Annotated in this window: 16 protein-coding genes; 15 read left to right on the forward strand and 1 reads right to left on the reverse strand. The window is 63.3% G+C overall.

Features of this window, described 5'->3' with window-relative positions; genetic code table 11:
* The first annotated feature begins 52 nt into the window (after positions 1-52).
* The 6 genes from KUG85_RS06035 to cydX are packed head-to-tail and all read left to right on the forward strand — an operon-like array spanning position 53 to position 7,008.
* The gene (locus KUG85_RS06035) at positions 53-625 is read left to right on the forward strand and encodes a GbsR/MarR family transcriptional regulator (protein ID WP_065817386.1); all 573 of its coding nucleotides are present in this window, start codon (positions 53-55) and stop codon (positions 623-625) included.
* Positions 622-2,382 (forward strand): thiol reductant ABC exporter subunit CydD, encoded by a 1,761-nt coding sequence (gene cydD / locus KUG85_RS06040; protein WP_223004552.1) that lies wholly within the window; start codon positions 622-624, stop codon positions 2,380-2,382. Before KUG85_RS06035 ends, cydD begins: the two co-directional genes overlap by 4 nt.
* Positions 2,379-4,070 (forward strand): amino acid ABC transporter ATP-binding/permease protein, encoded by a 1,692-nt coding sequence (locus KUG85_RS06045; protein ID WP_223004553.1) that lies wholly within the window; start codon positions 2,379-2,381, stop codon positions 4,068-4,070. The genes cydD and KUG85_RS06045 overlap by 4 nt, the downstream gene beginning before the upstream one ends.
* Before the next feature lie 46 nt (positions 4,071-4,116).
* Positions 4,117-5,694, forward strand: a complete 1,578-nt coding sequence (locus KUG85_RS06050; RefSeq protein ID WP_223004554.1) for a cytochrome ubiquinol oxidase subunit I — start codon at positions 4,117-4,119, stop codon at positions 5,692-5,694.
* Between the two features lie 5 nt (positions 5,695-5,699).
* Entirely contained in the window at positions 5,700-6,857 is a 1,158-nt protein-coding gene (cydB, locus tag KUG85_RS06055) for a cytochrome d ubiquinol oxidase subunit II (RefSeq protein WP_223004555.1), read from the forward strand.
* Positions 6,858-6,888: 31 nt separating this feature from the next.
* A complete protein-coding gene (gene cydX, locus KUG85_RS06060) occupies positions 6,889-7,008 on the forward strand; it encodes a cytochrome bd-I oxidase subunit CydX (RefSeq protein WP_065817381.1) in 120 nt (39 codons plus the stop codon).
* A 43-nt stretch (positions 7,009-7,051) separates the two neighbouring features.
* On the opposite strand, the gene KUG85_RS06065 is transcribed toward cydX, so the two are convergent.
* On the reverse strand, positions 7,052-8,350 hold the full coding sequence (locus tag KUG85_RS06065) for a mechanosensitive ion channel family protein (protein WP_223004556.1): 1,299 nt from the start codon (positions 8,348-8,350) through the stop codon (positions 7,052-7,054).
* 118 nt (positions 8,351-8,468) lie between these two features.
* On the opposite strand from KUG85_RS06065, the gene KUG85_RS06070 reads away from it, so the two are divergent.
* The 9 genes from KUG85_RS06070 to KUG85_RS06110 all read left to right on the forward strand — a co-directional run bounded on the left by KUG85_RS06070 (position 8,469) and on the right by KUG85_RS06110 (position 18,981).
* Entirely contained in the window at positions 8,469-10,496 is a 2,028-nt protein-coding gene (locus KUG85_RS06070) for a hydantoinase/oxoprolinase family protein (protein WP_223004557.1), read from the forward strand.
* 99 nt (positions 10,497-10,595) lie between these two features.
* Positions 10,596-12,779 carry a malate synthase G gene (locus KUG85_RS06075; protein ID WP_223004558.1) on the forward strand — a complete coding sequence of 728 codons (2,184 nt, stop codon included), beginning with the start codon at positions 10,596-10,598 and terminating at the stop codon, positions 12,777-12,779.
* Between the two features lie 62 nt (positions 12,780-12,841).
* A complete protein-coding gene (gene tsaB / locus KUG85_RS06080; RefSeq protein WP_223004559.1) occupies positions 12,842-13,522 on the forward strand; it encodes a tRNA (adenosine(37)-N6)-threonylcarbamoyltransferase complex dimerization subunit type 1 TsaB in 681 nt (226 codons plus the stop codon).
* Positions 13,522-14,007, forward strand: coding sequence for a ribosomal protein S18-alanine N-acetyltransferase (rimI, locus tag KUG85_RS06085; RefSeq protein ID WP_223004560.1), 486 nt, complete (start codon positions 13,522-13,524; stop codon positions 14,005-14,007). Before tsaB ends, rimI begins: the two co-directional genes overlap by 1 nt.
* A 75-nt stretch (positions 14,008-14,082) precedes the next feature.
* Entirely contained in the window at positions 14,083-14,877 is a 795-nt protein-coding gene (locus KUG85_RS06090) for a lysophospholipid acyltransferase family protein (RefSeq protein WP_065817375.1), read from the forward strand.
* 63 nt (positions 14,878-14,940) lie between these two features.
* A complete protein-coding gene (gene miaB / locus KUG85_RS06095; RefSeq protein ID WP_407673647.1) occupies positions 14,941-16,353 on the forward strand; it encodes a tRNA (N6-isopentenyl adenosine(37)-C2)-methylthiotransferase MiaB in 1,413 nt (470 codons plus the stop codon).
* A gap of 59 nt (positions 16,354-16,412) precedes the next feature.
* Positions 16,413-17,381, forward strand: a complete 969-nt coding sequence (locus KUG85_RS06100) for a PhoH family protein (RefSeq protein WP_407673655.1) — start codon at positions 16,413-16,415, stop codon at positions 17,379-17,381.
* 13 nt (positions 17,382-17,394) lie between these two features.
* Entirely contained in the window at positions 17,395-17,898 is a 504-nt protein-coding gene (gene ybeY, locus KUG85_RS06105) for an rRNA maturation RNase YbeY (protein ID WP_407673648.1), read from the forward strand.
* A gap of 27 nt (positions 17,899-17,925) precedes the next feature.
* The gene (locus tag KUG85_RS06110) at positions 17,926-18,981 is read left to right on the forward strand and encodes a hemolysin family protein (protein ID WP_255606278.1); all 1,056 of its coding nucleotides are present in this window, start codon (positions 17,926-17,928) and stop codon (positions 18,979-18,981) included.
* Positions 18,982-18,985: the final 4 nt, after the last annotated feature.

Below are 18,985 nucleotides of genomic sequence, written 5' to 3' on the forward strand. Positions count from 1 at the left end.
CTTTTGCGATTCAACGAAAAGCAAAATCGCTCCAGTGTCAGGACCGCTCGTCATGAACCTCCCGCCACTCCTGCAGTCCTTCGTGTTGCACTTTGGAGAAATGGGCAGCCGCTGGGGCATCAACCGCACGGTGGGGCAGATTTATGCGCTGCTTTACGCGTCTTCCAAGCCTCTCTGCGCGGATGACATCGTCGATGCATTGTCCATTTCGCGTTCCAATGTCTCCATGAGCCTGCGCGAGCTTCAGGCTTGGAATCTCGTCATCCTGAAACATATTCCCGATGACAGGAGGGATTACTTCACGACACCGGACGATGTCTGGCAGATTCTGCGGACGCTGGCTGAAGAGCGCAAGAAGCGCGAGGTCGATCCCACGCTTTCGGTCCTCCGCGAGCTTCTGATGCAGACACCCGGCAGCGAGGAAGAGCGCCACGCCCAGGCCCGCCTCGCCGAGATGCAGACCCTCATCGAGCAGTTGACGAAGTGGTATGACGATGTGAAGCATCTGGAAACGGAGCAACTGGCGACCTTGCTGAACCTCGGCGCAAAGGTAACAAGACTGCTCGACGCCAAGGACCGCATTGTCTCGCTCGGCCGCAAGCGCACGGAGCCGAAGACGTCATGACAACGCTCGACGCCGGCATAGGAAGACGCCGCCCTGAGGCCGCCGGGCGCACCGCTGCTGTGATGCGGCAGGCGCGTCCAGATGAGGTTGCGGACACGCTGTCTGCGCGCGACGGGGTCAGCAGGGCCGCGGTGCTACTGCAAACGACGGCATCGCTGCTCTGGCTTCCCCAGGCGGGTCTACTGGCGCTGGCTGTCGGCAGCATTGCCGCCGGTAGCGACGCTTCTGCGGCATGGCTGCCGGCCCTTGGCATTCTTGTTCTCGGCATCGCGCGTGCGGTGATGGATGGCGCGGGCAGTCGGCTGGCATTTCGTCAGGCGCGGAGCCATTTGAGCGCGCTGCGCAACGAGGCGGTCGCCGCCCTTGCCGAAACCTCGCCGCTCGATGTTACGCGGCCCTCATCGGGGTTCGCCGCGAGCACGCTTGCCGAGCAGGCGGAGGCCGTTGTTCCCTATGTCGCCCGCTTCCGTCCGGCGCGGTCCAGGGCGATGATCGTTCCGCTGGCGATCCTTGCCTGCGTGCTGGTGTTTTCGTGGGCGGCGGCGCTGGTGCTGCTCATCGCGGCACCGCTGATCCCGATCTTCATGGCTCTAGTCGGCTGGCGCGCCAAGCAGGCAAGCGAAGAACAACTCGCCGAGATGGGCAGCATGAATGCCTTCCTCATGGACAGGCTGCGTGGACTGACAACGATCCGCAGTTTCGACGCCGTGGATCGCACGGCAACGCAGCTGCGTGCCAGTGCCGAAGACCTTCGACGCCGCACAATGGCCGTGTTGCGCATTGCATTTCTTTCCTCCGCCGTGCTGGAACTCTTTGCCGCGCTCGGCGTCGCCATGGTCGCCGTCTATGTGGGCTTTCACCTGCTTGGTGAGCTGAATTTCGGCGCATGGGGCGGCAGGCTCTCTCTGGCCGAGGGGCTGTTCATCCTGCTTCTGGCGCCGTCCTTCTTCGAGCCGCTGCGCGATCTCTCCGCTGTGTGGCATGACCGGGCATCGGGCGAGGCTGCTTTCGACGCGCTGAAGAAGCTGGCCGCGTCGGGGCGAAAGACCGTGGCCGCGTCTTCTGCGAAGGGCGGTCGGGTAGGGGCTGGCGGGGCGCTGTCGCTGTCCGTCGAAGGGCTTGTCTTCCGCCACGTGGAAGGGGCCGCCCCGGTCTTTCACGATTTCGACCTTGAGGTGAAGCCCGGCGAGCGCATCGCGCTTGTTGCGCCGAGCGGCGAGGGGAAATCCACACTGCTTGCGCTCATTGCGGGACTGGTCGTGCCGGAGAGCGGGACCATTCGCATCGGCGGACTGGTCGTGGATAGCGCAAATGTCGCAGACCTGCGCGCCTCCATCGCCTGGATCGGGCAGGATCCGCACATCTTCCCCGGCACGATCAGGAGCAATGTAACAATGGGCCGCGCCGATGTGGATCCGGTGCGTGTCTCGGCGGCGCTCGAGGCGGTAAGCCTGTCGGACCTTGCGGCTCGGCGCGGGCCGGCGATGATCGGCGAAGGCGGCTTTGGCCTTTCCGGTGGCGAAGCACTCCGGCTGGCGCTGGCGCGCGCTAGCGCGACGCCGCAGGCCGGTTTGGTTCTGGCCGATGAACCGACCGCGCATCTCGACCGTGAAACAGCGCGCGAGATCACCGAAAGCCTTCTGCGCGTCAGCCGCGGCAAGACGCTGGTCGTTGCCACGCATGATCCCGTGCTTGCCGCCCGCATGGATCGCGTCATCACACTGAACGCACCCGACTCGGCCGGAGCCGGGGCATGACGGGCAATCGCAATCTTCGCGCTGTCGCTTCACTATTCTGGTCCGGCAATCGCAGCAGGCTTCTCGCCGGCGCACTTCTCTCGCTCGCCACCGTTTTGTGCGGCATCGCGCTTCTGGGGCTTTCGGGCTGGTTCATCACGGCGACGGCCATTGCCGGGCTTTCGCTGGCGACGGCCCTCGCCTTTGACGTGTTTGCTCCATCCGCCGGCATTCGCTTCCTGGCGCTCGCCCGGACGGCATCGCGCTATGGCGAACGCATCGCCACCCATGATGCAACGCTGGAAGTGCTGGCCGAGCTGCGCGAAAGGCTGTTTCGCGGCTGGGCGGTCGCAGGCGCGGCGCGCGCCATGGCGGCGCGGCCGGCCCGTTTACTTTTCCGGCTAACAAACGACATCGACGCGCTGGACTCGCTTTACCTGCGCGTGCTCGTGCCACTGTTCTCGGCAGCCGGTGCGTCTGTCGTTGCCGGTCTGGCGCTTGGCTTCATCGACATCCGGCTTGGCGTCGCCTCTTCGCTGTTCCTCCTGGCAGTCGGGCTCGGTGTGCCCACGATCGCTGCGCGCCATGCCCAAAAGCCGGCACGCCGCCGCGCGCACGCGCTTGAGGTGCTGCGTGCGCGCAGCATTGACCTTGTGCGCGGGCAAAGCGAACTCGCCATGGCCGGGCGGATCTCCGCCCAGCGCGAGGCGGTTGCCGAGGCCGACCGGCACCTGGCCGAGGCCGACGATGCGATGAACAGGACGGAAACGGGCGTCAGCATCGCGCTCGGCATCGCCGGCGCGGTGCTGCTCGCCGCTATTCTGGTCGCCGGCGCGGAACTCGCGGAGGCCGGGCGCATCAGCGCACCCGTCGCCGCACTGGCACTGCTCATCGGCCTGACCGCGACAGAACCGTTTGCTGCCCTGCGGCGTGGTGCTGTCGAGCTTGGTCGCACGCTGACAGCCGTCCGCCGTGTCGGCCCACGACTGAGAGCACAAGATAATACGCCGGCAAACAATGAGCCGGACGCCGCGCAGACGGCGGCATGTCTGACGCATGTTACCGCGGCGCACCCGGGTGCCGCCTTTCCGGCGCTCGCCGATGTTTCGCTGCAGATCGAACAGGGTGAACGCATTGCGGTGATCGGTGCTAGCGGGGCCGGCAAGTCATCGCTGCTGGCGGCCCTCGCCGGCGAAATGGCGCTCGTCGTTGGCGCGGTCGCCAGCCTTCCCGCAATCCTGTTTACACAGCGCACGGAGCTGTTCAGCGACACGCTGCGTGGCAATCTGGCGCTGGCCAACCCGGCGGCCGGAGACGATGAGATGCATGTCGCGCTTGAAGCGGCAGGCCTGTCACGTTTGCTGGAACGCTTGCCGTTTGGGCTCGACACCATGCTGGGCGAGGGCGGTACGGGCCTTTCCACCGGGCAGGCCCGGAGGCTTGCGCTGGCCCGGCTGTTGCTGCGGGATGAGCCGGTCTGGTTGCTCGACGAGCCCACCGAGGGGCTGGACCGTGAAACCGCCAACGACGTGATCGCGCGGGTTGGACGATTTGCGGCCGGCAGGACGCTCGTGGTGTCGACACACATCCGCCGCGAGGCCGAAGGCGCAGACCGCATTCTGCGCATGGAACGGGGCCGCATCCTTGCCGAGGCGCGCCGCGGCACCGCTGAATACAGTTCATTGCTCGACGGTCTGAGACCGGAATGAGCGCTTCCCCCCGACGACCAAAGGAGCCGGACAGCCGGATGGTACAATGGAACTGAACATCGTCGATCTCTCGCGGTTGCAATTCGCAATCACCGCGCTTTACCACTTTCTGTTCGTCCCGCTGACGCTCGGACTGTCGGTGCTGGTCGCCATCATGGAGACGGTCTATGTGATGACGGGCCGCACCATCTGGCGGCAGATGACGAAATTCTGGGGCACGCTCTTCGGCATCAATTTCGTGCTCGGCGTCGCCACCGGCATCGTCATGGAGTTCCAGTTCGGCATGAACTGGAGTTATTACAGCCACTATGTGGGCGATATCTTCGGTGCACCTCTGGCCATTGAGGGCCTCATGGCCTTCTTCCTGGAGGCGACCTTTGTCGGCCTGTTCTTCTTCGGCTGGGACAAACTCTCCAAGCTTGGCCACCTTGCCTCGGCATGGGCGGTCGCCATCGGCTCCAATTTTTCGGCACTCTGGATCCTGATCGCCAATGGCTGGATGCAGAACCCCGTAGGCTCAGCCTTCAATCCCCAGACCATGCGCATGGAAATCACGGATTTTTATGCCGTGCTCATGAACCCGGTGGCGCAGGCGAAGTTCGTTCACACCGTCTCGGCAGGCTATGTCACGGCCTCCGTTTTCGTTCTTGGCGTCTCCGCGTGGTATGTGCTCAAGGGAAGGCATCTGGACCTCGCCAGGCGGTCGATGACGGTCGCCGCTTCGTTCGGTCTCGCCTCCGCGCTTTCGGTCGTGGTGCTGGGCGATGAAAGCGGCTATCTCGCCACGGAACATCAGAAGATGAAGCTCGCTGCCATTGAGGCGATGTGGGAAACGGAGCCGGCACCGGCTTCCTTCACCGCTTTCGGTTTCCCGGATCAGAAAGCACGCGAAACCCATTATGCCGTGCATATCCCCTGGGCCATGGGGATCATCGCGACGCGTTCGCTCGACACGCAGATTCCCGGAATTGAGGAACTGGTCGAGCGCGCGGAAGAGCGCATCAGAAAAGGCATTGTCGCCTATGACGCATTGCAGAAAATCCGCGCCGCCGGCAGCACGGATGCCATTCCCGCCGATGTGAAAAATGCATTTGAAGAAAGCGGTGCGGACCTCGGATACGCGCTGCTTCTGAAGCCGTATCTCGATGATCCACGCGAAGCGACGGATGCGCAGATAACCCAGGCGGCAAACGACACGGTTCCAAACGTGCCGACGCTGTTCTGGACCTTCCGCATCATGGTTGGGCTGGGCTTCTTCTTCATCCTGCTGATGGGGGTGTTCTTCTACCTGTCGGCGCGGCACAGGCTGGATCGCTATCCCTTCCTCCTGCGCATTGCGGTCCTTGCCATCCCGCTCCCGTGGATCGCCGCGGAATGCGGCTGGATCGTCGCGGAGTTCGGGCGTCAGCCATGGATCATCGAGGGCGTTCTGCCCACGGCCGTGGCGGTTTCAAACCTCGGCGCTTCCACGGTGCTGATGACGATCATCGGCTTCTCGCTGATCTACACCGTGCTCTTCATCGTCGAAATGACGCTGATGCTGCGCGCCATTCGCAAGGGGCCTGAACCAGACGAAGAGCCCGAGGCCGAGTTCGGCCCCCGCGCCTTCGTTCCGGCGGAGTAAGAACAATGATCCTGCACACTCTTATCGACTATGAAACGCTGCGTGTGATCTGGTGGGGGCTGCTCGGCGTGTTGCTGATCGGCTTTGCCGTCACCGACGGCTTCGACCTTGGGACCGGAACGCTCCTGCCCTTCGTGGCAAAGACCGACACGGAGCGCCGCGTCGTGATCAACGCCGTCGGCCCCGTCTGGGAAGGCAATCAGGTCTGGCTGATCCTGGGAGGCGGCGCCATTTTTGCGGCCTGGCCGCCGCTCTATGCGGTGTCCTTTTCGGGCTTCTATCTTGCCATGTTCGCTGTGGTCTTCGCGCTCATCCTGCGTCCCGTGGCGTTCAAATATCGTTCGAAGCGCGAGAACCCCGCCTGGCGCACGAGCTGGGACTGGGCGCTGTTCATTGGCGGTTTCGTGCCGGCGCTGATCTTCGGCGTTGCGGTGGGCAATGTCCTGCAGGGCGTGCCATTCCGGCTCGAGAATGACCTGCGGATTTTCTACGAAGGCACGACATTGTTCGAGTTGCTCAACCCGTTTGCGCTCCTGTGCGGTCTTCTCTCGGTGGCGATGCTCATCATGCATGGCGCATCCTGGCTGATGGTGAAGACCGAGGGAGCGGTTGCCGCGCGCAGCCGCGCCTTTGGCAGCGTCGCCGCCATGGCCACCATCGTGATTTTTGCGCTCGGCGGTCTCTGGCTTTGGGCCGGCATCGATGGGTTCCGCATCACCAGCGCCATCGTTACCGACGGTCCGTCCAACCCTCTTGCCAAGACCGTGGAGCAGGCTGGCAGCGCCTGGTTCGACAATTACGCGGCGCATCCATGGACAATGATCGCGCCAGCACTCGGTTTTGCCGGCGCGGCCCTCGCGCTCGTTCTGTTCCGTGCCCGGCGTGAGGTGCCGACCCTGCTTGCCAGTGCGGTGTCGATCATCGGCATCATCTCCACCGTCGGCCTGTCGATGTTCCCCTTCATCCTGCCGTCTTCCATCGCACCGGGAGCCAGCCTGACGGTGTGGGACGCCTCGTCGAGCCACCTGACCCTGTTCATCATGCTGGTTGTGACGGCGTTCTTTATTCCCTTGATCGTCGCCTACACGAGCTGGGTCTACAGGGTGCTGTGGGGCAAGGTCGACAAGGACGAAATCGAGCAAGGCAAGGGGCACGCTTACTGAGCGCTGCCGTGAGACAAAAGGAGTTCACGACATGTGGTATTTTGCATGGTTGCTTGGCTTCCCACTCGCTGCAGCTTTCGCTGTGCTCAACGCGATGTGGTATGAGCTGATGGACGACGCGGCGAAGAACAGAGAAGCCGGAAAGCAATGAATGTGCAGACGCCGGCCTTGTGCCGGCGTTTTGCTTTCGAGCTTCAGTCGGCGATCTGCCCGCTTGCCGGGCGTTTCATGATCACTTCGCGGTGTGGATAGGGGATCTCGACCCCGTTTTCCTTCAGCGTGTCCCAAAGCGCGAGCAACACTTTGCCGCGTACATTGGTGAGCCCCTGCTGCGGATCGCGAATCCAGAAGCGCAGCACGAAATCGAGCGAGGATTCACCGAACCCCGTCAGCCAGCAGACCGGCCTCCGGTCCGCGTCCACACGGCCGACACTCATGGCCGCTTCGATGGCAAGGGCCGAAACCTGATGCGGGTCGGCCTCGTAGGAAACGCCAAACGGCACGTCGAGGCGCACCATCTCGTCGCTGAACGACCAGTTGATCACCTGCTGGGTGATGAAATCCTCATTGGGGATGAGATATTCGCGCCCGTCGCGGGTGATGACGGACACGAACCGCGCTCTGAGCTCGCGGATCCAGCCGAATGTATCGCCGAGCGTGATCGTGTCGCCCGGTTTGATGGACTTGTCGAGCAGGATGATGATGCCCGAGATGAAGTTGGAAACGACCTTCTGCAGGCCGAAGCCGAGCCCCACGCCGACAGCGCCGGAAAACACCGTCAGCGCCGTCAGGTCGACGCCAACGGAGGAAAGCGCGATCGCGCCTGCGGCGATGACGAGCCCGATCTTGACCACCTTGCCCAGCAGCACGCGGATCGACGGGGTGAGCTCGTCGGAGCGCTGGACGCGCTCATCGAAATAATTGCCAAGCACGACGGCAAGCCAGACCGTGCCGGTGAGCAGCACCGCGGCTTTCAGCAGCACCAGTGCGCTTAATCGTGTTGCCCCCAGCGGCAGGGCCAGCGTGTCGAGAAACGCTGCCGCCTCGTCGTCTATGCCGAGAATGACAATGGCCGCATAGGTCCACGCGATCCAGCCGATGGTTCTGGCAAGCAGCCGGTTGCGGATGATGCGCGACACCACCGAGGTGAAAAGCCAGGCGAGCGAGAGTGAGAGGGCGAGCGAAAGCAGCAGGGTCCGGCTGGGCCAGGTAAGCGAGCGCAACACCGTCAGCACCGCGAAAAGCATGAGCACGAACAGGATCCAGTCCGTGCGCCGCATCAGCGCCACGACGACGCGCAGAAGACCCTGATGGCCCTTGATGCGCCGTGCGCGCGCTTCGAGCCGGCTTTCCAGTCCGCGCGATGCCAGCTTTGCGACAAAGAGCAACACCGCAATGATTGCGAGCTGGTACAAGGTCCAGGGATTGGCGAGATTGACGAGTTTGGCCTGCACCCAACCCGAAATCTCGATCAGAAGGTCCACGAACGCCATGGTTGCAGTGTAAAGCAAATTCTGTCGGTGTGGAAACAGAGCGCGGCGCAAAGGTACAGCTTAATCAGTCGGATGCGGCTATGGTGCGTGTGGCTTTGTCGTGCGTCGGGGGCTTGCAATGAACGAAACGGGGATACCGGATGATCCGCTTCTGCTGGGCATCGATACCGGCGGTACCTACACGGATGCTGTCCTGTTCTGCGAGCGTTCGGGTGTTGTCGCCAAGGCCAAGGCGCTGACGACACGGCATGATCTGGCAGAAGGCATCGCAGGTGCCGTCGATGCCGTGCTGGCGAGGGCGTCCGCGCCTGCGCGCCGCATCGGCCTCGTTTCCATGTCGACGACACTTGCCACCAACGCGCTGGTGGAAGGTCAGGGCGGCCGCGTCGCGCTGGTCATGATCGGGTTTTCGGAAACCGATCTCACACAGGCGGGACTGCGCAACGCATTGCGGTCCGATCCGGTCCTGTTTCTCCCCGGCGGGCATGATGTGCACGGCAATGAAACGCCGCTGGAGATGGAGCGGCTTGAAGCGGAGATCGCGGCGCTGGCGCAGGACGTGACGGCTTTCGCCGTCTGCGCTTATTTTGCGGTGCGCAACCCCGCTCATGAGATCGCGGTCAGGGATTTCATCCGCGCCCGCACAGACCTTCCGGTCACCATGAGCCATGAGCTTTCGGCCCAACTCGGCGGTCCGCGCCGGGCGCTGACAACCCTGCTCAATGCGCGGCTCATCGCGTTAATTGATCGCCTCGTGCTTGCCTCAGAGCGTTTTCTTGAAAAGCGGGACATCCGCGCTCCGCTCATGGTGGTCCGCGGCGATGGCGCGCTCGTTTCGGCGGAGTTCGCCCGCAGCAGGCCCATCGAGACCATCCTGTCCGGCCCGGCTGCCAGTCTGGTTGGCGCGCGGTACCTGACAGGGCTAGACCGCGCAATCGTTTCCGATATCGGCGGCACGACCACAGACATCGCCGTTCTGGAAAACGGTCAGCCACGCATCGATCCGCAGGGGGCGAGTGTGGGCGGTCATCGCACCATGGTCGAGGCGGTGGCAATGCGCACGTTCGGGCTCGGCGGAGATTCCGAAGTCACGACAGAGGAGGGCGGGCTGAGCGGCCGCATTGTGCTCGGGCCACGCCGGCTCGTGCCCCTGTCCCTTGCCGCACATCTTCATGGCGGCCAGATCGTCGAGGCGCTGCAAAAGCAGGAGACGAGGCCGGTGCCTTCCCGGCTCAACGGGCGTTTTGCGTGTCTGAGCGGTATGCCGGCGCGCCACGCAACCGGCCTCTCGCAGAGCGAGGTCGCGCTCTATGCGCGGCTGGGGCCGGAGCCGGTGGCGCTTGACGCGCTCATCCTGTCCAGCGCGCAGCTTGCGCCGCTCGATCGTCTCGTCGCGCGCGGGCTCGTTTCGCTGATTGGCTTTACGCCTTCCGATGCCGCACATGTGCTTGGCCGGCAGACGGGATGGGATGCGGAGGCAGCGCGTCTTGGCGCTGCGCTTTTCGCCAGACGCCGCGATGGCGCCGGCCAACAGCTCGCGACGGATGCGGAAGCGTTCTGCGAACGTGTTATGGCGCGTCTTGCCCGCCGCTCTGCCGAAGCCGTTCTCGAAACGGCATTGTGTGAGGACGGGCTCGACGGGGCCGCGCTCGCCGGGCACGAGCTTATGCGCCGGGCGCTCGATGGGGAGCAAAGCGTCACGCGGTTCCGGGTTTCGCTCGACCGCCCACTCATTGGCCTGGGCGCATCGGCGCCCCTGCACTATGCCGGGCTCGGCGCATTGCTTCGAGGAGACTGCGTGCTGCCTGAGGATGCGGATGTCGCCAACGCCATTGGCGCCGTTGTCGGCCGGGTGGGTGTGCGCAGCGAAGCCCATATCGGCCAGCCGCGAGAGGGCGTCTACCGGGTGCAGGTCGCCGAAGAACTGCGTGATTTTGCGGATGAAGAAGAGGCATTGGCCTTTGCCGAAAGCGTGTTGATGCGCGACCTGCACGACAGGGCGCGCCAGGCCGGCGCCGATCAGGCCGAGCTCCACGTGACACGCGACATCCGCGCTGTCGATGTCGACGGCAGCCGCCGCTTTCTGGAAGCGCGGGTCGTGGCGCAGGCGTCGGGACGCCCGCGTATGACGCTCAACCACGATTGAGATTGAAACTTCTTCTCCGTCCGGCGAATTGACCCCGTGCCGCTGGCGTGGTGAAAGCAGTGCATCATTTCTGACATCGGGAAGAGGAGTGTCTGCCAAATGGAAAATCGCGTTGAGCTTCATGGGTTGAAGGTTGCGGAAGAGCTGCGCGATTTCGCCGTAGAAGAGGCGCTCCCCGGTACGGGTGTAGATCCCGACAAATTCTGGAAGGCGCTATCGGATATCGTCCGCGATCTGGCTCCGAAAAACCGCGCCCTGCTCGCAAAACGCGATGCGATGCAGGAAAAGATCGACGCATGGTACAGGGAAAACGGTGCGCCTGCGGATCAGGAGGCCTATCAGACTTTCCTGCGCGAAATCGGCTATCTGCTGCCGGAAGGTGAAGCCTTCTCGGTCTCAACACAAAATGTCGATCCGGAGATCGCCAGTGTCGCCGGTCCCCAGCTCGTCGTGCCGGTGATGAATGCACGCTATGCGCTCAACGCGGCCAATGCGCGCTGGGGCTCGCTCTACGATGCGCTTTACGGCACGGACGCCATTTCCGAGGAGGACGGCGCGGAAAAGGGCAAGGGCTACAATCCGAAGCGCGGCGAAAAGGTCATCGCCTGGGCGCGTGCCTTCCTCGATGCCAGTGCGCCCCTCGATGGTGTTTCCTGGACGGAAATTGCCGGCCTTTCGGTTGCCGACGGTCAGCTCGTGGCGAAGACCGATGGTGGTGAAGCGCGCCTGAAGGATGCTTCGAAATTCGTCGGCTATCGGGGTGGGGCCGATCAGCCGACCGCCGTTCTGCTCGCCACCAATGGCATGCATGCGGAGGTCGTGATCGATCGCAACCACCCGATTGGCAAGACCGACAAGGCGGGCATTGCCGATGTGGTGCTGGAATCGGCCCTGACCGCGATCCAGGATTGCGAGGATTCCGTTGCCGCTGTGGACGCGGAAGACAAGGTCGTCGTCTATCGCAACTGGCTCGGCCTGATGAAGGGCGACCTCGAAGAGCAGGTGACGAAGGGCGACAAGACCTTCACCCGCCGCCTCAACCCCGACCGCGAATACACCGCGCCCGATGGCGGCACGCTCAGGCTGCCCGGTCGCTCGCTGATGCTGGTGCGCAATGTCGGCCACCTGATGACCAATCCGGCAATTCTCGACGCCGATGGCAATGAGGTGCCGGAAGGCATCATGGACGCACTCTTCACCGCAGCCATCGCGCTGCACGATGTCGGGCCGAATGGCCGCCGCATGAACAGCCGTGCGGGCTCCATGTATGTGGTGAAGCCGAAGATGCACGGTCCTGAAGAAGTGGCCTTCGCGGTGGAACTGTTCGGCCGCGTCGAAAAAGCGCTCGGCATGGCGCCCAACACCATGAAAATGGGCATCATGGACGAGGAGCGCCGCACCACGGTCAATCTGAAGGAGTGCATCCGCGCCGCGCGAGAACGGGTGGTCTTCATCAACACCGGCTTCCTCGACCGCACGGGCGATGAAATCCACACCTCCATGGAAGCAGGCCCGATGATCCGCAAGGGCGACATGAAACAGGCCGCCTGGATCGCAGCCTATGAGAACTGGAATGTCGATATCGGCCTTGAGTGTGGTCTTTCCGGCCACGCCCAGATCGGCAAGGGCATGTGGGCCATGCCCGACCTGATGGCGGCGATGCTGGAGCAGAAGATCGGCCATCCGAAGGCCGGTGCCAACACGGCATGGGTGCCCTCACCCACGGCGGCCACCCTCCACGCCACGCATTATCATCAGGTGGATGTGCATGCGGTGCAGGCGGAACTCAAGAGCCGCAAGCGCGCAGCGCTTTCCGATATTCTCTCTGTGCCGGTCGCCACGCGCCCCAACTGGACACCGGAGGAAATCCAGAAGGAGCTCGACAACAACGCGCAGGGCATTCTGGGCTATGTGGTGCGCTGGATCGATCAGGGCGTCGGCTGCTCCAAGGTGCCGGACATCAACGATGTCGGGCTCATGGAAGACCGCGCGACGCTGCGCATTTCCGCTCAGCACATGGCAAACTGGCTGCATCACGGCGTCGCGAGCAAAGAGCAGGTGATGGAAACGATGAAGCGCATGGCGGCGGTCGTCGACCGGCAGAATGCCGGCGATCCGCTCTATCGCCCGATGGCGCCGGATTTCGACAAATCCATTGCCTTTCAGGCGGCCTGTGACCTCGTGTTCAAGGGGCGGGAACAGCCCAATGGCTACACCGAACCGGTTCTGCATGCACGCCGCCTTGAACTCAAGGCGCAAGACAGTGCAAGTAGAGCATCATGACCCGCTGATGGCGCATCGGATTCGCCGGCGGTAACAACAACAGGTCGCCGGACTGTGCCTGAATGAAGATTCTTGCAATCGATACCGCGGCGGCGCTCTGCGCCGCCTGCATTCTTGAAACCGATACGGATGAAGAGCTCAGTCGGCACGTGCTGGACCTGGGCAAGGGACATGCCGAGCATGTCATGTCCGTTATCGAAGGTGCGCTGAAGACTGCCGGTCTCGGCTATGAGGCACTTGGGGCGGTGGCCGTTTCGGTCGGTCCGGGCTCCTTCACCGGCGTGCGGGTCGGCGTATCCGCCGCACGCGGTCTGGCGCTTGCGCTCAATGTGCCGGCCATCGGCGTTTCCACGCTTGAAGCACTTGGCGCGGAAGCGCGTGAGACCTTTTCCGAGCGCACCATTCTCGTTGCGCTGGGGCAGCGCGCACCAAATCTCTTCGCCGCGGGCTTCGACAGTGAAGGGCGCGTTCTCCTCGAACCTCAGAGCCAGTCAGCGGAGAGGCTGGCGGAATGGGCCTTTGCCGAGAATGCAGTCGTCTACGGCGTTGCCGCAGAGCTTGTGGCCGCAGCGGGCTCGGGCGCGCTCGACATCCAGCCAGCTGGCGCCACGGCCGACATTCTGACCTTCGCCCGGCTTGCCGCTGCAAAACGGGCGGGCAGCGAGCCGCCAAAACCGCTCTATCTGCGCGCACCGGACGCCGCACCGCAGCAGAATTTCGCGCTCCCGCGAAAGGAAGGCTGATGGCGCTCTTTCCGAGAAAACGCGAGTTTGTCGTACGACCGCTGGAGGTCGCGGACAGCCTCGTTCTGGCCGACATGCACGCCGAAGATTTTGCTCGCCCGTGGAGCGATGCGGAGTTTGAAGCGCTGCTCACACAGGAGGGCGTGTTCGGTTTCGCCGTTTCCGAAGTCGGCAGAAAGCCGCCGCAGCTCGCCGGGTTCGTGCTTGCGCGACAGGCCGCGGATGAGGGCGAAATCCTCACCATTCTCGTGACGCGCAACCAGCGCCGCCACGGCCTTGGCCGTCAGTTGATGGATGCGGTGCTCTTCAGGATGCACAGCGACCGTGCCGCCGCCCTGTTCCTTGAGGTGGACGAGACCAACGCCGCTGCCATCGCGCTCTACCGAAGGCTCGGATTCCGGCAGGTCGGTGGTCGACCGGATTACTACCGCGATGCAAACGGCAGGCGCACCAGCGCCATTGTCATGCGCCGCGACCTGCGCTGAGCGCTGTTTCCCACGGGGGAAAAATGCTGTAAGCGTCCATTCCTCGCAACGGGCCTCGAGGCTGATCCAGGGCTGATGTTCAGCACGTTTCGTTTCGTCATCGCAATCCTGACTGTCGCACTCTACACACTGCCGCTCATGCTGGTGCAGGAGGTGGCGCTGCGCACGCGGTTTTTGAGCGACCGCATCGTGCCGCGGCTCTGGCATCGGCTCACGCTGCGCGTGCTCGGTGTGCGGGTGCGCATGGAAGGGCGTCCTTCAAAGGAGCGTCCGCAGATGATCGTTGCCAACCATGTCTCCTGGCTCGATATTCTGGTGCTTGGCTCGCTTGATGGCGTGCACTTCATCGCCAAATCGGAAATGCGCAGCTGGCCGATCCTCGGCACATTCGCGCGGCAGCAGCGGTCCGTCTTCGTCGAACGCGAGCGCCGCCGCACCTCGCCCGAACAGGCGCGCGAGATCGCCGAGCGGCTGGCCGATGGCGATCCGATGGTGCTTTTTGCCGAAGGCACCACCGGCGATGGCAACCGGCTCCTTCCGTTCAAGAGCACGCTGTTCAGCGCCGCGCAGCTTGCGCTCGCAAGTGACCGGGCCGAAAGTGTCACGGTACAGCCCGTGGCGATCACTTATCTGAGTAAGGGCGGGCTCCGCCTCGACCGGCGCGAGCGCGCGTCGCTCTCGTGGATCGGCGATACCGACCTCCTGCCCAATCTCATCGCGGTTCTTCAGTCGCGGCCCGTCGATATTGTCGTGCGCTATGGCGATCCGATCCCGTTTCTGGCAAAAGGCGACCGCAAGACCGTCACGCGGGAAGCCGAGGCGCAGGTGCGCGCCATGCTCACGGCAGGCTTACGCGGCACCGAAATCTGACGGATTCATCACACGGCGAAGAATCGTCTGTTTTTTGACACGCAAAAACGTTAGGAAACCGGCATGGAACAGAATATCGCGCCGGAAACCGGCAGCTCCGAAAACACTGGCAACGCATCTGAAATGCGCTCCGCCGACAAGAAGGTTTTCGTGAAAACCTATGGCTGCCAGATGAACGTCTACGATTCGCAGCGCATGTCGGATGCGCTGGCGGCGGATGGCTATGCGCCGACGGACCGGATCGAAGAGGCAGACCTTGTTCTTCTCAACACCTGCCACATCCGCGAAAAGGCGGCGGAAAAGGTGTATTCCGAGCTCGGCCGCATCCGCCAGCTCAAGGAAGAGCGCAGCCAGGCCGGCCGCGAAACCGTGATCGGCGTTGCCGGTTGCGTTGCGCAGGCCGAGGGGCAGGAGATCCTGCGCCGTGCGCCTGCCGTCGATCTGGTGATCGGGCCGCAGACCTATCACCGCCTGCCCAAAGTGGTGAAGCGTGCGCTCGGCGGCGAGAAGATCGTCGAGACGGAATACGCCATCGAAGACAAGTTCGAACACCTGCCGCAGCCGCAGAAGCGCGTGGTGCGCAATCGTGGCGTGACGGCGTTTCTGACCGTGCAGGAAGGCTGCGACAAGTTCTGCACCTTCTGCGTGGTGCCCTATACGCGCGGTTCGGAAGTGTCGCGGTCCGTGGCGCAGATCGTTACCGAGGCGGAGCGCCTGGCCGAAGGCGGCGTGCGCGAGGTGACACTGCTTGGCCAGAACGTCAACGCCTGGCATGGCGAAGGCGCCGACGGGCGCGAATGGGGCCTTGGCGAACTTCTGTTCCGCCTTGCCGAAATCCCGGGCCTTGACCGGCTGCGCTACACAACCAGCCATCCGCGCGACATGGACGATGCGCTGATCGCGGCCCATCGCGATCTGCCCAAGCTGATGCCCTATCTGCATCTGCCGGTTCAGTCAGGCTCCGACCGCATCCTGAAAGCAATGAACCGCAAGCACACGGGCGATGACTATCGCCGGCTCATCGACCGCATCCGCGAAGCGCGGCCCGATATCGCCATGTCGGGCGATTTCATCGTCGGTTTCCCCGGCGAGACGGATCAGGATTTCGAGGACACGATGCAGCTCGTGCGCGACGTGACCTATGCGCAGGCCTTCTCGTTCAAATATTCGCCGCGCCCGGGCACGCCGGGTGCGGAGCTGGGCGACCAGGTGCCGGAGGCAGTGAAGGATGAGCGGCTTCAGGCCCTTCAGGCCCTTCTCACGGAACAGCAGCGCGGTTTCGTCCAGAGCCTTGTCGGGAGCGAGATGGACGTGCTGCTTGAAAAGCCCGGACGTCAGCCGGGCCAGCGCGTCGGTAGATCACCCTGGCTCCAGCCTGTGATTGTTGATGAAAAAGCCGGCGAAATCGGTGACATTATTCATGTTCGAATCACGCAGGCAGGCTCCAACAGCCTGTTTGCAGAGCCGGTGTCGTAAAGGAGAGGCGTTTGTCCGCCAGCACTGAGTTGAAGAACATGCCCTCCGGGGCCTCCGACATGGCACATATCGTGCTGACCTTCGATGACAACAAGCTGGCCAGTGCCCTCTACGGGCCCTTCGACGAGAACCTGGCCCAGATCGAGCAGCGGCTCGGTGTCGACATCCGCTCGAAGGGCAATCAGCTCACCGTCAAAGGGGAGAGCGTTGCTGCCGCACAGGCGCGCAGGGCGCTCGATTATCTCTACGATCTCCTTCAAAAGGGGACAGAGCTTGCCCCCTCCGATGTGGATGGCGCCGTGCGGCTGGCCATCGCCGCCGATGAACAGCTCACTTTCCCGACCATGGAGAGCAAGGGAAAGCTTGCCGCTGCGCAGATTTCCACACGCAAGCGCACCGTGCATGCGCGCTCGGCCAATCAGGACGCCTATATACGGGCGCTTGAGCGCTCGGAGCTGGTGTTTGGCATCGGTCCCGCCGGCACGGGCAAGACCTTCCTCGCAGTGGCCTACGCAGCCATGCTTCTGGAGCGCGGTGCGGTGGACCGCATCATTTTGTCGCGGCCGGCGGTCGAGGCCGGCGAGCGGCTGGGCTTTCTGCCGGGTGACATGCGCGAGAAGGTCGATCCCTATCTGCGCCCGCTCTATGACGCACTCTACGACATGATCCCGGCGGAGAAGGTGGAGCGCGCTCTTGCGGCCGACGTGATCGAAATCGCGCCGCTTGCATTCATGCGCGGACGCACGCTGGCCAATTCGGTGGTGATCCTCGATGAGGCGCAGAACACCACGCCGATGCAGATGAAGATGTTTTTGACGCGGCTTGGCGAGAATGCGCGCATGATCGTCACCGGTGACCCGAGCCAGATCGATCTCCCTCCCAACACGAAATCGGGCCTGGTCGAAGCGCTTGAGGTTCTGGGCGATGTGCCCGGCATTGTCACCGTCCGGTTCGACGAGAAGGACGTGGTGCGCCATCCGCTGGTGGCCGCGATTGTCCGGGCCTATGACAAAAAGGCGCGGGGCTGACCCGCGCAGGCTGATGGACGATACTCCCCCTGCCGGTGAAATGCCGGAAATCGTGATCGAAGTCGCCGTCGAGGCGGGCGACTGGGCGTCTGAAGCCGCGCTTCAGGCTCTGGCGGGCCGCGCCATCGGCGCAGCCGCATCCATGATTGGGCTTGAGCCGGACGAGGGCGGTGCGGTCAGCCTGCTGTTTACGGGCGATGCGGAAATCCAGGTGCTGAATCGCGAATGGCGCGGCAAGGACAAGCCCACCAATGTGCTTTCCTTCCCGGCTCCGGACATGCTCGCTCCGGGAGGTGAGATGCAGCCTCTCGGTGATATTATCGTTGCCTATGAGACGGTTGCGCGGGAAGCGGCAGAAGAGGGCAAGCAATTCGATCATCATCTGACGCATCTGATCGTTCACGGATTTTTGCATATCATGGGATATGACCATGAAACCGAGGAAGAGGCGGAGGAGATGGAAGAATTGGAGCGCAAAACGCTGCAAACACTTGCCATTCGCGATCCGTATGCCTAACTGAAGGGCTCAATCGAACAAACGGCCATGACAGAGAACACGATGATCGCGGCGGGAGATGTGCCCGCAAGCGAGACGAACTCCCCCGAGGAGGGGGAAGAGGGGTCTAGTAGACCTCCCCAACGAAGCTCCGGCAGCCGCCTGTCCCTCTGGGAGAGAATGATGGCAGCGCTTGGCATTCGAAACGGTTCCTCGCTGCGCGACGATCTCGCGGACGCGCTGGACGAACACACGCACGACACGGCGGCCTTCTCCCCCGGCGAGCGGGCCATGCTGAAAAACATTCTCCGGCTGCGTGAGTTGCGCGTCGAGGATGTGATGGTCCCGCGTGCCGATATCGAGGCGGTGGACCTGAACACCACGCTGGGCGATCTTCTGAATGCCTTCGAAAGATGTGGTCACTCGCGTATGCCTGTCTACGGGGAAACGCTGGATGATCCGCGCGGCATGGTGCACATCCGCGACATTGTGAGCCATATCACCAATACGGCAAAGGCGAAGAAGGGCCGGGCACGCAAAGTGCCGGAAGCGCCCGCTTTCGATCTCGGCAAGGTCGAACTCGACCGCACAATCGGCGATCTTAATCTTCCACGCTCAATCCTGTTCGTGCCTCCGTCCATGCTGGCATCGGACCTGATGGCGCGGATGCAGGCCTCCCGCACCCAGATGGCCCTCGTCATCGACGAGTATGGCGGCACGGACGGACTGGTGTCGCTGGAAGACATCGTCGAGATGGTTGTCGGTGACATTGAGGACGAGCACGACGACGACGCACCGCTCATAGAGCAGATCGGCGAGGATGCATTTGTGGTGGACGCCAAGGCCGAAATCGAGGACGTGGCCGAGGTGATCGGTGAGGATTTTCACGCCGAAGAGCATTCCGAGGATGTCGATACGATTGGCGGCGTGATCTTCAACGTCCTGGGGCGTGTCCCGGCACGGGGCGAAGTGGTGCAGGCCATACCGGGCTTCGAGTTTCAGGTGCTGGATGCCGATCCGCGCCGTGTGAAGCGCGTGCGCATCGTACACAACCGGGCATCTGAACGCCGCAGAAGGTCGGCGCGCATCGGCGACAATTTGTAGCGCC

Origin of the sequence: Nitratireductor rhodophyticola (genome assembly GCF_019891355.1) — a bacterium.
GTDB lineage: Bacteria > Pseudomonadota > Alphaproteobacteria > Rhizobiales > Rhizobiaceae > Nitratireductor > Nitratireductor rhodophyticola.

What these genes read in the sequence shown, in the direction of transcription:
- cydX (WP_065817381.1), top strand. Translation starts at nt 6,889, where the DNA reads ATGTGGTATTTTGCATGGTTGCTTGGCTTCCCACTCGCTGCAGCTTTC.
- KUG85_RS06110 (WP_255606278.1), top strand. Translation starts at nt 17,926, where the DNA reads ATGACAGAGAACACGATGATCGCGGCGGGAGATGTGCCCGCAAGCGAG.
- cydD (WP_223004552.1), top strand. Translation starts at nt 622, where the DNA reads ATGACAACGCTCGACGCCGGCATAGGAAGACGCCGCCCTGAGGCCGCC.
- rimI (WP_223004560.1), top strand. Translation starts at nt 13,522, where the DNA reads ATGGCGCTCTTTCCGAGAAAACGCGAGTTTGTCGTACGACCGCTGGAG.
- KUG85_RS06090 (WP_065817375.1), top strand. Translation starts at nt 14,083, where the DNA reads ATGTTCAGCACGTTTCGTTTCGTCATCGCAATCCTGACTGTCGCACTC.
- KUG85_RS06045 (WP_223004553.1), top strand. Translation starts at nt 2,379, where the DNA reads ATGACGGGCAATCGCAATCTTCGCGCTGTCGCTTCACTATTCTGGTCC.
- tsaB (WP_223004559.1), top strand. Translation starts at nt 12,842, where the DNA reads ATGAAGATTCTTGCAATCGATACCGCGGCGGCGCTCTGCGCCGCCTGC.
- KUG85_RS06070 (WP_223004557.1), top strand. Translation starts at nt 8,469, where the DNA reads ATGAACGAAACGGGGATACCGGATGATCCGCTTCTGCTGGGCATCGAT.
- KUG85_RS06075 (WP_223004558.1), top strand. Translation starts at nt 10,596, where the DNA reads ATGGAAAATCGCGTTGAGCTTCATGGGTTGAAGGTTGCGGAAGAGCTG.
- KUG85_RS06100 (WP_407673655.1), top strand. Translation starts at nt 16,413, where the DNA reads ATGGCACATATCGTGCTGACCTTCGATGACAACAAGCTGGCCAGTGCC.
- KUG85_RS06050 (WP_223004554.1), top strand. Translation starts at nt 4,117, where the DNA reads ATGGAACTGAACATCGTCGATCTCTCGCGGTTGCAATTCGCAATCACC.
- ybeY (WP_407673648.1), top strand. Translation starts at nt 17,395, where the DNA reads ATGGACGATACTCCCCCTGCCGGTGAAATGCCGGAAATCGTGATCGAA.
- cydB (WP_223004555.1), top strand. Translation starts at nt 5,700, where the DNA reads ATGATCCTGCACACTCTTATCGACTATGAAACGCTGCGTGTGATCTGG.
- miaB (WP_407673647.1), top strand. Translation starts at nt 14,941, where the DNA reads ATGGAACAGAATATCGCGCCGGAAACCGGCAGCTCCGAAAACACTGGC.
- KUG85_RS06035 (WP_065817386.1), top strand. Translation starts at nt 53, where the DNA reads ATGAACCTCCCGCCACTCCTGCAGTCCTTCGTGTTGCACTTTGGAGAA.
- KUG85_RS06065 (WP_223004556.1), bottom strand. Translation starts at nt 8,350, where the DNA reads ATGGCGTTCGTGGACCTTCTGATCGAGATTTCGGGTTGGGTGCAGGCC.